We start from the raw sequence: 13,487 nt of genomic DNA, 5'->3' as shown, positions 1-13,487 counted from the left end.
TCTAGCCTGCCCACTCAAAAATCTCATCTGCCAATTGGGTGGATAGGGGCTTTTCTTCAGGGGAGATAAGATGGACTTCCTCTATATTTATAGAATTTGCCTGGTCCGGCAGGGCATCCACAATTTCAACGCTTGCTCCCTTTGGAACAATATGAAAAAAATCCAGGACGTCTTCATTCAGCATCCTGATGCAGCCCAGGGACTTTTCTTTGCGAATGGAGTGTTCATCGCTTGTTCCATGGATAGCGTACTCTCCCATGCCGAGTCCGGCAGCGCCAAACATATCCGGTTTTCTGCCTTGCGGGTCCAAAACTCGTTTCTGGATGATAAAGGTTCCTTCTGGAGTTGAGCTGTTTTTTCCCAATCCTACGGGCTTGGTCATCATGGTGTAGGGGAAGCTTTTGACAAGTAAGTTGAAGGTGCTTTTATCAATGAATACTTCCACGGGGGCAAACGGAATATGGATAGCCCCCTCAGAGGAGCTATCCATAATATTGGGGTATAGCATTTGTTCAATTGTCTCTGCCTCTTTGTTAAAGACCCAGCCGCCGTTACCCGTAAAGGAAGGGGAAGTGCTGTTGGAAAAAAGGTGAAGCTCTCTTGGAATAAAACTCAGGTAATTATTCGGATAGCTTCCTGCGAGGTCTCCAAGTTCGGCTGGCGGCTCTCCAATCTCTTCGATGTAAGAATTCAATGCCGTCCTGAGGAGATTTGTGCTGATGTAGGTATAAGAATAGGAGTCTTCCACTTGGTTCTGCTGGTTCAGAAAACGGATTTTGACAGGGTGGTCAAGGGCAGAGTTATACTCGGCAATGACGAAGGCCTGGTCTTTTATCCCGTCGCTCTTCAATGGCAGGGTTTCATGAGAAAGTCCGGAATCTGTGGTGCTGACGCCGTATAGAAGAAGTGTCTTATTGGAAAGCTGGCTCCCCAGGCTTATTGCTTTCTTATATAACGACTCCTCGACTTCCTTAGGAGAAGTGCCGGCAGGGATATAAAATACATAGGGAACATCTTCCGTTTCGTAAACAACTTCCATTCCGGTCCCCCAGTCTTTCGGCTGTGAGGCGGCCATCCTGATAGAGTCTGCCTTCCAAAACAGCATCCCGAGTATACAGAGATTCAATAGAATGAGTGACGCAATGATGGTTTTCATGTAAAAGGGGATTTTCGCTGAGGGAGATGATTCGGCTTCCTCAGGAGCAGAGTCCATCATTTGCTCAATGGATTTACAGGCTGCTTTGGCCTGGTAATAGAAAGGAGAATCCACTTTTGCTGCCTTTTGATAGTGAAGATAAGCCTTCATCAGTACCCCTTCTTCTTCCCATTTCTTCGCAAGATTATAGTGGGCCTCCGGAGACTGGGGGTCTTTATACCGAAGAATCTTTTCGAAGAATTCGGGATCACTTTTCGACAAATACAAATTCTTGTGCAGTTTAACCAGGTTCTTTTTTACATGGCTTTCAAATAAGCTCATGATTTTTCTTTCCTCCTTTATATAGTTAAAGGTTATTTTTCTCTAGGCTATTGAACAACCCAGCGACATTCTTTATCGTGATTAAAATGTTCTTAATAGTGAACTTGAATTTAAACTTAGTCTACTATACTTGTGTGGTCAAGTAAAGGAGGAAAGCTCATATTAAAGCAGAATAGAATGAAAGAGAGGAACGCTGAAATTTTCACACGAGAAAATAAGGGTCTCAGTAAAAGGCGGAGGAAATCCTCGTTCTAATAAAAATCCTCCTGCTGATATTTTTCGATTCTTATAACCGACATGCTGAAGAGACATGTCAAGTTGACATGTCTCTAACTTATATCTTTTTTAAAAGAAAAGAGTTCATCTGCCTTCTAACGATTAATAGTTTGCGATTCTGGGAGTTTTTCTTATCGTCCGCCTCTTGACACAGCAGTAGTTATTCCATATCACAACTTATACCCAGGATTCTTCTTTCCCCTTCACAGCTGTTTCTAATGATTGGAATAGTCGTCAATCGCCTCTTGTTTAGAGAGTTTGTTAAAGTAATTGTCTGTCTCGATTGGAACTCCTTGATACTCTTGGCCCAATTTAAACCTGTTAGAGTAGGATCCATCTCTTTCAGAGTGAGATTCTGTCATAAATACATTCTTTGATCCTTCAGGGAAGTAATAGTGAAGCCAGGCATTTTCAGAAGAAACATCTTCAGACTCTCCATAAATGTCTCCGTGGAAGTCACGGACGAATTGTTCTTCGATACTCAATGGGAAACTTGTGAATGTGCGGTAGTTTATAAACTCAACGTTGCCGGAGGGAGTAAGTAATACAGCAAGAATATCTTCATATAACGGAGAAGGTTTATACAAATATACCTCTCCCGGATTCATCTCACTCGGTTCAATTTTATAAGGGTCTCCCAGCTGTTTTATCACTTCTTGTTTGGATGTTCCCAAGGTCACTCCCTGAAAATATACTTTACCATTCACGAAAGTGATAGGGATATCGGTGTTTCTAAAATCGTTTTCTATTTGTCTGGCAAGAAATACAGAAAAGTGTTCGCGTGAAAGGGTTTGTTGTGGAAGAAACCTGTTATCAGGGTAGCCTTTTGTTATACGGTGATGAATCAGCGTGCTTATATAGCTGTGTGCCCAATGGGATTGAGGAACATCTTTAAAAATACTTCGATTGCTTCCTGACAAATTATAAGCCTTTACTAATATCTTTGCCATTTCCCCTCTTGTGAGAGTACCCCATTTATCAAAAAATCTGCTATTGTCAGAGGCAGGTTTCCCTGCTATCCATCCAAGCTCTGCTGCTTTGGCTATTTCTTCATACCCATAGTCGCCGGTTTTGATATCCGTGAACCCTGGGTCAGGGGCATCGGATAGATTAGTGATCCCTTTTTCCCTGAGAATCATCTGTACTGCTTCAATTCTTTTGATGGGTGCCTCAGGCTTGAATATACCATCTTCATATCCATTGACAATCCCAAGTTCTGCTAAGTAATCAATCTCTTCCTGATAAGATTTCAGGTCGGTAAATTTACTAGCTGCTGCAGTCTGAAGGCAATAAGAGAATGATAGAACAATAGCTAATAATAATAAAATAATTTTTTTCATTGTATTTCCCTCCTCGTTTTATCATACCCACATAACAGAAAAAGATGACAAAATTTTAAGGGGATTGTAAAAAATGAAACATTTTCCTAGGGACAAAAGGATGCAGATCCCTTGTCCACTAAGTTTTGCTTTGCCTTGCCTTATGTAATAACGGAATTAAGAAGTTTCAACCATTTTATAGATGAATATTGTGAAGTATGTAATTTATTTCAAAAGTAGCGATGGTGATTTGGCTAAAATTAAGAAAGTAAGAGGTTGAAAAACTTTATAAATTGATTGAGGAGGACGGAGTGTGATCTGGATGAACAGTGATAAAGCAACCAAAAAGTGTAAAGTTCACACACAAATTGCCTATACGTACATAAAAAAAGAAACAGATCTAAAACGTGTTGGCAAGTTAAAAAGAGACGGAGGCTGGCTTCCATTTGAAAATCACCAGGAGACTTGGCATCTTCAACAAATGGAATTCCCTTCTTATAAACTGAATGATTGTCCATGCAGGTAATTTTTAAGCTTTTGTTTTGTTCTGCGGACTTTACAATGGAAGTGGTCGTAAGAGGGGCGGAGAGGTGCTTCATTTTGCCGGATTCTCTGCAATGGCAGGTGGATCGCGGAGGCGAATCATGACTAAAAAATAATTAGAAGCTGCTTTATACATTAGAGACTGAACCGGAGGCATGTCATCCCGAGATGTCTCTTTTCTGTCCTCCTGGCTGGCGGGACAAGGGACCTGTCCTTTTGTTCCGCACTAGATGCCCATACCAACTTTATAATAAATTATTATTAAAGAAGATATAAGAATGAAGCCTGTCGGCAGCATGATCATCACCCCGAGAATCTTTAATCTAAGAGGAATTCTCCCCTCAGTTTTTAAAAGCTTCCTTCTATATAATATACAGGATATCAGGATAAATAATGTAATAACGATAGCGCCAATAAGAACAGGAATCTCGATAAGAATCAGGAACCAGGTTAGATAATATAAAATAATGCCCATCCGTATTCCTCCTTTAATTTGAGCAGGTCTCTTATATAATAGGATACTACCCAATTCAGATAAGTTTAGCACAGCTCAGCTGTATAAGGTTCATTGGAATATGGGTTTGCTGAAACATTGTACTCTAGCGGACGTGAGGATTAGTATGTATTAAATTTTTAAATAGCGAGTTAAAATTTATTTCCATGTATTGTAATTGGACCACGTTAACTGTTTTTCCGTTAAAAGCCTCATCCTGGTTCATACTCAAAATAACCAAGAAAACCACACCTCATAAAGAGCAGTTCAATCTTCTTCTTTCCTCATTAGAATAGATAATAATATTCAACTGGCTGCAAATGTGTATTCTTAAGTGAACATCTCTTTGAAAACCTGCTTAACCAGAAATGTCTTTGAAACAGCCAGCTTCATAGCTGTGGACGTGCTTCTTTGATAAGGCACTGACACGATTCCATTATTTGTACATCAGCTTTTAGATAGCCAGCTATATCCAAGAGATATATAAAGTGATAGATTTGTAAATTTTTATCATATTTTCAAAGGATTTGCAGGTTTGCACTCTGTATAGTAGAATAAATTAGTCCACGAATGAATGGATGCTGTCTTCCTGTGCAGACATGAAGATATGTGTTCTGGGACTCTTCTGTACTGTAAAAATGTTGAAAGGTTTGAATCTCAAAGATGAAGTTTCCTATGAAATTATTTTTCTCTATAACGGCTGCCTTCCTTGTGACATGGGTGGGAAGCGTTAATTCACTATACTTCTTATCATGGTTATTATATCGTGACTCGATTGCAGAACCGGGGAATTTAGAAGGTTTATCACTATTAATTCTCTTCGTATTCGCCTCTCCCATTATATTTATAACTTTGTCTTTTCTTTTTTATAAAAATATGGAACGGTTGAGAACAAAGGGAGTGGTTCTTGGCGGGGTAATAGGATTTTATATTACCAACTTAATAGATCTAATAGTGGTGAGGATGTATGTACAGGAGTTTGTTGTGCTTCCATTTATTATCCTTGGCTTCCTTTTTATAAACCGTCCGCCTATCAGGAATTTTGCGACCGGGATATCGGCAGGTTTGGCCGTTGGCTTTATTGCTGCCTATCATATCATTGTCATTGTAAGATGGCTCGATAATACTTTAGTTGCATCTTTTTATTCACTCTCCCTATATGGCAGTCTTTCTTATGGAGAAATGCTTTTGAATAATTTTATCATCACGGTTGGTCTTGTGGCAGGGATTGTAATTGACCGGCATCTTCAGAAACGTAAGTGAGGGAGAGGTTAAAAAATTCAAAGGTGGCAATTTGTTAAAACACCTCGATGATTTTTCATGGCGACAGGTACCTTTTTTGTATTTTTAGCTGAATGAGAACGTGAAAGGTTCAATCCGATTTCTAACAGGAAACCTATTATCCAGAACATAGTAATAATCAAACGTTTGATTATTACTATGTTCTTTATTTTGCGGTAGATTTTATACTGTTCTTTTATTCACTCCGCAAAATGTTCTCTGAAAGGAATGCTTTTCAGTAACAAAAAATCTCACCCATACTTCTGGACTAACGTAGAATGCTGATCTTTTACCCTAAGACACCCGCTAATAACATACGTGGCATCTCTTTATAGTATGCTGATTTTAAACGGTGCAAGGGGCTATCCTAAACTACTGAAAGGCGTGTCCACATCAGGTTTAACTGCAAGGTGCTTGTTTAGCAGGGTTTCTATTTGAAGTTTTTATTAATAAATTTTTCAGTAGACTCATAATTTGCAATTTGGTTTTTTGTGAATCGAACAGAGTTATGTGAGCCCTGTTCCAAAAAATTATACTCGATTGCAGCATTAGGAGCAATGGTCTTTTCAAAGAGGGTAAATATAGAGTTCAGGTCCTCTTCTAGGTATTCATTTGTTTTTGTAAGCATATTCTCCGAGAAATAGACACTAACAAAAATATTGGAGCACTCTCCCTTTTCATTTGTTACACTGCAGCTGAACCAAAACCACGACTCGCTGTATTCAGAACCAAAGGTAAAGCGGTCGTTTTCTACTTTCTCTTTTTCGGCTTTCCATTTTTCATTTTCATAGAAGCTGGCAATGCCTGAGTCTGATTTCTTGATTCCTAATAGCAATTCTTCCTTGGTTTTTACTTCCCTGAGATGCTGCATGTTTAAAATTATGGAGTTTCTATCAACTAGGTCCCTGTTATCATAAACGGTAACGTGGTTGACTTTAGCATTACTTTTTTTAATTAGTTCTTGAAGTTTAAAGAAACGGTCCAGCTCCTTTTCTTCAAAACTGGCGATATCTATAGGTGAGTCTGTTTGCAGAATAAGAGTAAAGTAATTATTTCTTTGATTGAAGCTTAGTCTTAATTCTTCATGCTCAAGACTATGAAAGCCTAGCTTCTTTATTTCAGGAGCTGACTTCTTTAGTTTTTGTGATTCCTGATACGCCTCTTTTGCTTTTGGGTAATCATCAGTAAAAGCATCTTCACGTGGATCAGGAATAACTGTGAACTCTAAATCCATATTGTGACTAGGTGAAACAATATACTCGTTGTCAGAAGGGAACCCATAACTCTCAACCTTTTTTATATCGGCACTAAATCTATATTTTTCTTCAATATAATTTTTAACCTCACGGTGTTCCTTTGTTAAAAAAGCATTCAGCAGAAACACCAGGGCAGCTGTAATCATAACAAAACCAAGAATAACCTTTTTCATATTCTTAAACTCCTTAACTTTAATCAATCACGCTTCATAGCTTTTTATATGTTCATTAGACAAATTCCAGAGTTGTGATGGGGGGCCTTTAGGTTACTTATCATTTTTTTATTTTTCAATCTTCACCACCTTATCATAGAATAGTTAGAAAAGGAAAGAGGGACAACTAAAGTCCCTTACCCCTGAATTATTTGCTATTTAAATGTGTTGATTGCAGTCGCGATATTTGAGAATTGAGTAAGGGTTGGTCATGCTTTAGGAAATATTATGTGAGGGAAGAAGCTTTATTAAGGATCAGCGGCCCGTTTTTCATGAAAAAGAGACATGTATTGACATGCCTCTTTTGTATCCTTAGCTGAGTAATAGTGGAAACAGGAACCTGTCTCTCCGCCAGGGAATGATTATACCAGCTTCGCCTCAGAAAAGATGATGGCATAGTTTCCATCTTTTTCGGCTACGGAGCTAGCGAGAAGGCGAAGATATTTTGTTCCAGCAGGAATCTGAATTTCTAAATCCTGTTTTATGTTGTTCTTATCAAAGGTACCCTGGTAAATTACGACTTCGTCCGTTAGAACATATGCAGCCGTTATATCGGTGACTATACATATTCCAAATTCAAGTCTACTATTGTCTTAGATTCTAAATATAATGAAGGTGATGTAGGGCTTATGACTGGATATGCGTAAGCAAAAGGAGTAGTCATTTATCAGGATGCATTTCATAAGAGTCACACCATTCAGGAACTGCAATTTCCCGTTCCAGCGGGTACTAAATATTTTCAATTAAGAGCAAGTTCCACATCGGGAAATGGCGGAGATTATCCGCTGATCTTCTTGGATTCAACTCTCACCTGTTAAGAAATTTAATGATACAGACATACATAAAAATGTGAGCCGGTCTCTTCTGTTTTTTAAGTGTTCTGCAAGTAAGAAATTACTCTTTTCAATATGTTTGGCTGATTGAAAAGAGGACGGATGGACCTCCGTCCCCATTATTAATAAAATCTCTTAAACCCATCAAAATGTTTTTTCCAATAAGAACTATCCAAGCTTGAAATCATCACGCCGTCATCACTTGCATGAAGAAATTGGCTGCCGCCCAGGTAGATTCCCAGATGTGAGATTCCTTTTTTATATGTATTTTCGAAAAAGACCAGGTCGCCGGCGACTGGCTGGTTTATATAGTATGCGCGGTTGTAGTAGCCGCCGCTGGAAGTTCTGCTCATCTTCAATCCAGCTTCGTTATAAACATAGTGGATAAAGCCGCTGCAGTCGAAACCATCGGCCGTTGATCCTCCCCAAACATACGGCTTGCCGATATGGGACTTGGCTTCTTGGATGAGTTTCGCTGCATCAAATACTTTCTCTTTCGCAGGGGGAGAAGCTGCAGGTGTACTGTCTGCTTTAACTTTTAATTTCTGCCCGATAAAAATCATGTCACTTTTTAATCCGTTCCACTCTTTCAGCTGTGAAACGCTGATTCCGTAAGAGCGGGCAATGACAGAAAGGGTATCGCCTGATTGAATTGTATAAGTCTTTTCGGCACTATCTGCTTTTGGAGGAGCAGGGGTGCTTGGTGCAGCTGAAACAGGGGGCGGGCCAGAAGAAGGGACAGCTGCCGGAGGAGCCTGGATGCTACCCTTTCCTACATTCAGCTTTTGACCAGGATAAATAAGGTGGCCGTTAAGGTTATTCAGCGCCTTCAATTCTGCAAGAGTAATAGAGTGTTTGTTGGCAATTCCGATTAATGTATCTCCGGAAGCCACCGTGTACTTCTTATCGATTGCCGGGAGCAGAATCACTTCCTGTACAGGTGGAGGGGCTGGTTTTTCTTTTTCTGGGTTATTGATTTTAAGTACCTGTTTTGGATAGATGACATCAGAAGTTAAGCCGTTCCATTCTTTCACCTTATTGACCGAAGTGCTGTATTTCTTGGCAATGGACCAGAGCGAATCTCCACTGTCAACTGTATGGGAACCTGCCTCTGCAGCAGCACCATACGCAGTAGAAATAACAGCAGTAGCAGCTACAGTAAAAAGCACCTTTTTCACATTATTTCCCCTTTTGTCATAATATAGTAGTTTTTATTAGTATTTTATCATGGATTTTGTGATATAGGGTAGTTGTTTCGCATATTCATATTCTTGGTGACTGTCACGCCCCGACTTTTGTAGAATAGGTGATGTCTGCTTTGGAATAATGGTAAAGAAAAACCGGGGCGTGACAGTCACGCCCCGAGATTTGTCGAACGAAGCAAAGGAAAAGTTCTCCGAAGGATTTGAATCAATGCAGGATCCTTGGTTTCTTTAGTAGAGAAATTTTTGCTACATAAAAACTAATGTTACGGATGAAACCTGGGTCTCTTCAAGATTAAGAACTATGTATGGGGGGATAGCTTAAGTTTGCCTCTTAGGAAATACAAAAAAGGCCGGAGAATCCTCCTGGCCTTAAGACACCTATACTACTATATCGAGTTGCAAGTGAAAATGTTACTCATATATATAATATCCGGTGTCGGGATTGAAATACACATTATAATATTGAGAATCTGAGGTCACTAAATCGAAGACATACATATTATCCAAATCATTGTAGTAGAGGTACTCCAATGATTTTACATCAAGGTAACCCTCATCTTCGAACTTGTTCAATAGGTAGTCCTTTGCTTCTTCGACAGAAATATCCAGAGGGTGTTCTGTTAGACTTTCAGATTTATAGTTTGCCAGCTTCCATTGATTATTTTCTTTAACCAAGGTAATGGTCGCGAAATGACCTGGTGTCATTTCATTAGATGCACTGACTGTTTCTACAACAATCAAATTCTGCTGGTGTTCAACTTTGTTAAAATGAAGCTTATAATCAAGGGGGATGTCGAACAATATATGATCACAAGAAGTACATGATGTCTCATAATAGAGTTTTAATGGACCATCCGCCATTTCCTTGGTCGAATATTCTCTTAGTTCTTCCCTAATTGTTGAAAATGCCGGCCTTGACGGTTGAACGATTTTGTTTCTTTGAATAACCACATCGATTTTTACTTGTAATTCAGAAATTAAGTTTTGGATCTGCCCATCAGAAAAATCTTGCGCTGAAACTTTATTATGAGCTCGATCTAATAAAGCTGCCAGCTCCTGCCTCGTAATTTTTTGATCTGGAGAGAAAGTGGTTTCTGATGTACCGTTCGTTATATCTTCCGCAACCAGTGCTCCGACATATTCAGCATACCAGGCGTCTTTTTTTACATCTGTGAAATGAGCCAGGTTCTCTGTAGTAGTCTTGTAACCATAGCTCTCTGAGAGAATTTTAGCCATTTGCCCCCTTGTTAGAAGACCATCTGGTTTCAACGTGCCATCAGGAAAACCTGTAAGCACTCCGTTATTGACTAAAACTGCCATTGCCTTATAGTACCAGGCATCCGTTTTTATATCTTTAAAATGAATGTCTGTACTCCGGGTCGCTTCCAACCCCAATACAGCCGAAATCATCTTTGCGGATTCAGCCCTTGTTATACTGTTTTTAGGTTTAAATAAAATTTTTCCATAAGAGGGATACCCCTTGACTGCCTGTTTGGCATATAACCCGTAGATTTCTTCAAAGTAAGGATTACTTTCCGGTACGTCTTCAAAAATCTGATAAGATGCAGCCTTACCCTTTTGTACTGTTATACATGAGATTAGCAACAAAACAACTAGCACCTGAGTCAATTTTCTCATTATATTCACCTGCCTGTTTTAGTAACCTTATTTTACCATAAATCTGGTATGAGAACATAAAATATTCATTAAAATGGAAGATTTATAGAATGACACAACATAGAATGGCATCTGTGGCAGATGCCCCCTGTGTCCATCTCCAACTTATCTTTACCTCAGCAGGAAGTGCGTATATAGGAATGATATGCTGCCTGGGTGTGTATGGTAAAAAGAGCAAAGAAAAGTTTGTTGTATAAAAGGGTATGGAATAAAATAGAAATATAGGATGAGTAGCAAAATCAATAGCTTTGTCGGAAGGTTGTACTGAGGTCGCGGCTAAAAGTGGAGTCCATCTGCTGGATAAGTGAATTTTTCCGGTACTGCAGGGATGTATATGATGAACTTATAACAGGTTATTCTGGTATTTCCAGCTCGTTTTGACACTAGGAAGTTGTTAGCTATTTACTTTGCTATGGGATTATTCTGTGGTCGCTATAGGGGAAGCAAAGTATCCAATGTTTTAAATGGATATCTGGGAAAAATGAAGGAATCTTGATACATCTATTATCATTCAAAAAGTTACTAAGCCAGAATCAGCGAGAATAGGAGGAGGTGGGTTCTATGAAGAGAGTGTTATTATTATTTCTAGCTTTGGTAATTTGGCTGGGAGGCTGCGGACTGAAGAGCGGGACTTTTACTGAGTTTTATGACGGGAAGATCGATCATGTTAACAAAATTATTATATTGGATGGAAGCACCGGGGAGTCAGTGGCTATTTCTAATAAAGACAATGTCCAAGGATTAATAAATGATATCAAAAAAATCAATTTCAACCCTCTTGAAGACCAATCAGAAAGGGATGGGTTTCGTTATTGGGTTTCCTTCATAGAAGAAGATGGGGAAACATTTTCTTTTGGTGACTCTCAGATAGGTGAACAATATTATAAGACTGAGCCAGATGTATATCCTATTATAAAGAAATACTTCGATCAAGAAAAAGAGGGGTGAGGTTAAGACCCTTTTGAGAGCCAGCTGTAAGTTTGGGGTTCTATTTTAGCAGCGCCCCCATAAGATCATGGGTCCGAATCCCTGCATGTGTCAGTAACGCTATTATTTTTTCGCTATAGAAGAGAAATATTCATGAGTAGTTAAAAAGGAGGTGACTCACTTTCAAATCCAGATTCTGTTTTGTTGTTCTTGAGCCTCTTATCAACAGATAAAAAAAGTGATAAAAAGGCGGCCTTTAGATTAAAAGGCCGCCTTTTTATATATAGAGAAGTATTAAATAATAAGTGCTGATGATTAGGCGCTGAACCGTTTGGTTTCATTGTTAGACTTAATGGATTGGAGAGCTTCGTTCATTTTGAACAGTAAAATAAGCAGTTCACAATAAATCCTGGTGAAAAGCGGACCTAATATGATGGTCATTAAACCTGTAAAAACCATAAAACCTCCGCCATAAGGACTTGCTGCTCCAGAAATCATCATGATTAACCCGGATATAACCGATAAACCGACGCCAGCCCAAAAAATGACCTTAATAATGGCCGGAGTAATCATTTTGTCAAAATTTATGTATTGATTCACTTAGACACACCTCCTCTATTTAGGAATAAAATACCAATTTAATAGTACCATAGTCTGTTTTGGGTTATCAAGGTATTGATAATAAGTTATTCTTTTCAAAAACAAAGTATTTTGAGTTCACTAATTAATGCCTAAAAGTTTTTCTGTTCAAAAGAACTATTGTGTATTTAAATGAATGCTTTCACACATTAGTTAGGATGCATGTCCTGAGACAAAACTCGACAAATATCGGGTGGTGACTGTCACGCAGTGGAAGATGTAAATAATTTGTAAAAATATAACAAATTATCAAATAATTTGTAGAAACCTGGTTTTTATGTAGTATAATTGACCTGTAATTTAATTCCATTAGCGAAAGGATGTTGTGTTTTCCTGTGAACAAGAAAGATGTCATTACGAAAAGTACGATTGCTCTGCTCCCTGCCTTTCATGAAATCTATCAGACTGAACTGGTTATGGAGTCCGGGGAAAAGATCCTGAGTTCCAAATCAGTCAAGCAGCTGTTAGAAGAAGCCTGCCTGGTCAGGGGATCTTCCTACGACGGAAGAATCAAGTCAGTCAGGAGCGAGCTGAATTACCATCGGAAAACACCTCTGATGATCTGCCAGCATGATCACATATTTGCATTTCCAATCATGTCCCCCTCACGTTATACCTGCATCTGGTTATTTACACACCACATACATAATTTCGTACATGAAAATGGAAAGACCGCTGTCACATTTAAGAATGGATTAGAATTGGAAGTGCCGTGTTCCATGGCAATTCTTATTAGGCAAAGAGAAAAAACCCTTACTGCAATGTACCATTTCATGCTTCCGAAGAGATAAGGCCCCTCTGTAAGAGCATTGATTATTATGCCAGAAATCAACAGCTTCGGGACCATATGTTTCTGAAGTTTAATCAAAAAAATTCAGTTATTCATGTTATTACTGTTGACCGGAATATTGACAGCGAGAAGGTCAGTACTCCTGGCCAGCTATACCCAAAAACCAATTGTAGCAAGTACTTGGACTGAGTGTGCACTGCAGTCAATTCCAAATTAAATTTAGTATTAATGCTAAAAAAGGCCTCCGTTCAAAAAAGAATGGCGGTTCTTTTTTGCAAAAGCCAGTACATTGGACTAGAGGTTGAAAGTCAAGTAAACACAGATGCTGCGGCTTGTATTATATGGGAAGGAATGAATAGATATGTTCCTGCACCAGTTCTCAAGGCATTTACAGATAGCCAGTTTTCCTATTTAATCATTGCAGTGTGAATAACATTGACGCTCTGTATGTTCAGCGCATTTAGATAAGGGTGAGAGGTGAAAAAAGGTTATTGGGCTTTCTTATGTGACTAGCAAATCTGCCTTCCGAGTTAGACTAGAACGAATAGAATTCTTATAA

The 13,487-nt window shown here is 38.9% G+C and carries 11 protein-coding genes; 4 read left to right on the top strand and 7 right to left on the bottom strand.

The annotated features are described in order from the left end of the window. Position 1: 1 nt before the first annotated feature. Positions 2-1,477 carry a L,D-transpeptidase gene (locus tag FZC79_RS18625; protein ID WP_148948258.1) on the bottom strand — a complete coding sequence of 492 codons (1,476 nt, stop codon included), beginning with the start codon at positions 1,475-1,477 and terminating at the stop codon, positions 2-4. Between the two features lie 491 nt (positions 1,478-1,968). Then, complete coding sequence (locus FZC79_RS18620) at positions 1,969-3,093, bottom strand: S-layer homology domain-containing protein (protein WP_148948257.1); 1,125 nt, start codon at positions 3,091-3,093, stop codon at positions 1,969-1,971. Between the two features lie 292 nt (positions 3,094-3,385). On the opposite strand from FZC79_RS18620, the gene FZC79_RS18615 reads away from it, so the two are divergent. Then, positions 3,386-3,598, top strand: a complete 213-nt coding sequence (locus FZC79_RS18615) for a hypothetical protein (protein WP_148948256.1) — start codon at positions 3,386-3,388, stop codon at positions 3,596-3,598. A 243-nt stretch (positions 3,599-3,841) separates the two neighbouring features. Here FZC79_RS18615 and FZC79_RS18610 read toward each other — a convergent pair whose 3' ends face one another. Beyond that, positions 3,842-4,090 (bottom strand): hypothetical protein, encoded by a 249-nt coding sequence (locus FZC79_RS18610; RefSeq protein WP_148948255.1) that lies wholly within the window; start codon positions 4,088-4,090, stop codon positions 3,842-3,844. A gap of 693 nt (positions 4,091-4,783) precedes the next feature. Here FZC79_RS18610 and FZC79_RS18605 point away from each other — a divergent pair. Then, the gene (locus FZC79_RS18605) at positions 4,784-5,371 is read left to right on the top strand and encodes a hypothetical protein (protein ID WP_148948254.1); all 588 of its coding nucleotides are present in this window, start codon (positions 4,784-4,786) and stop codon (positions 5,369-5,371) included. Positions 5,372-5,819: 448 nt separating this feature from the next. On the opposite strand, the gene FZC79_RS18600 is transcribed toward FZC79_RS18605, so the two are convergent. From FZC79_RS18600 to FZC79_RS18590, 3 genes are all read right to left on the bottom strand, one after another. Beyond that, complete coding sequence (locus FZC79_RS18600; RefSeq protein WP_148948253.1) at positions 5,820-6,818, bottom strand: hypothetical protein; 999 nt, start codon at positions 6,816-6,818, stop codon at positions 5,820-5,822. A gap of 994 nt (positions 6,819-7,812) precedes the next feature. Continuing rightward, a complete protein-coding gene (locus FZC79_RS18595) occupies positions 7,813-8,868 on the bottom strand; it encodes a LysM peptidoglycan-binding domain-containing protein (RefSeq protein WP_148948252.1) in 1,056 nt (351 codons plus the stop codon). A 438-nt stretch (positions 8,869-9,306) separates the two neighbouring features. After that, positions 9,307-10,533 (bottom strand): S-layer homology domain-containing protein, encoded by a 1,227-nt coding sequence (locus FZC79_RS18590; protein WP_148948251.1) that lies wholly within the window; start codon positions 10,531-10,533, stop codon positions 9,307-9,309. A 600-nt stretch (positions 10,534-11,133) separates the two neighbouring features. Here FZC79_RS18590 and FZC79_RS18585 point away from each other — a divergent pair. Then, positions 11,134-11,520 (top strand): hypothetical protein, encoded by a 387-nt coding sequence (locus FZC79_RS18585; RefSeq protein WP_148948250.1) that lies wholly within the window; start codon positions 11,134-11,136, stop codon positions 11,518-11,520. Positions 11,521-11,814: 294 nt separating this feature from the next. Here FZC79_RS18585 and FZC79_RS18580 read toward each other — a convergent pair whose 3' ends face one another. After that, positions 11,815-12,099, bottom strand: a complete 285-nt coding sequence (locus tag FZC79_RS18580; protein ID WP_148948249.1) for a DUF4282 domain-containing protein — start codon at positions 12,097-12,099, stop codon at positions 11,815-11,817. Positions 12,100-12,473: 374 nt separating this feature from the next. On the opposite strand from FZC79_RS18580, the gene FZC79_RS18575 reads away from it, so the two are divergent. Next, positions 12,474-12,929, top strand: coding sequence for a competence protein ComK (locus FZC79_RS18575; protein ID WP_187442878.1), 456 nt, complete (start codon positions 12,474-12,476; stop codon positions 12,927-12,929). Positions 12,930-13,487 lie beyond the last annotated feature (558 nt).

It is taken from the genome of Rossellomorea vietnamensis, assembly GCF_008180615.1.
GTDB classification, from domain to species: Bacteria; Bacillota; Bacilli; order Bacillales; family Bacillaceae_B; genus Rossellomorea; species Rossellomorea vietnamensis_D.
The sequence above is the reverse complement of the archived record's forward strand: the minus strand, read 5'-3'. Positions and strand labels throughout refer to the sequence as shown.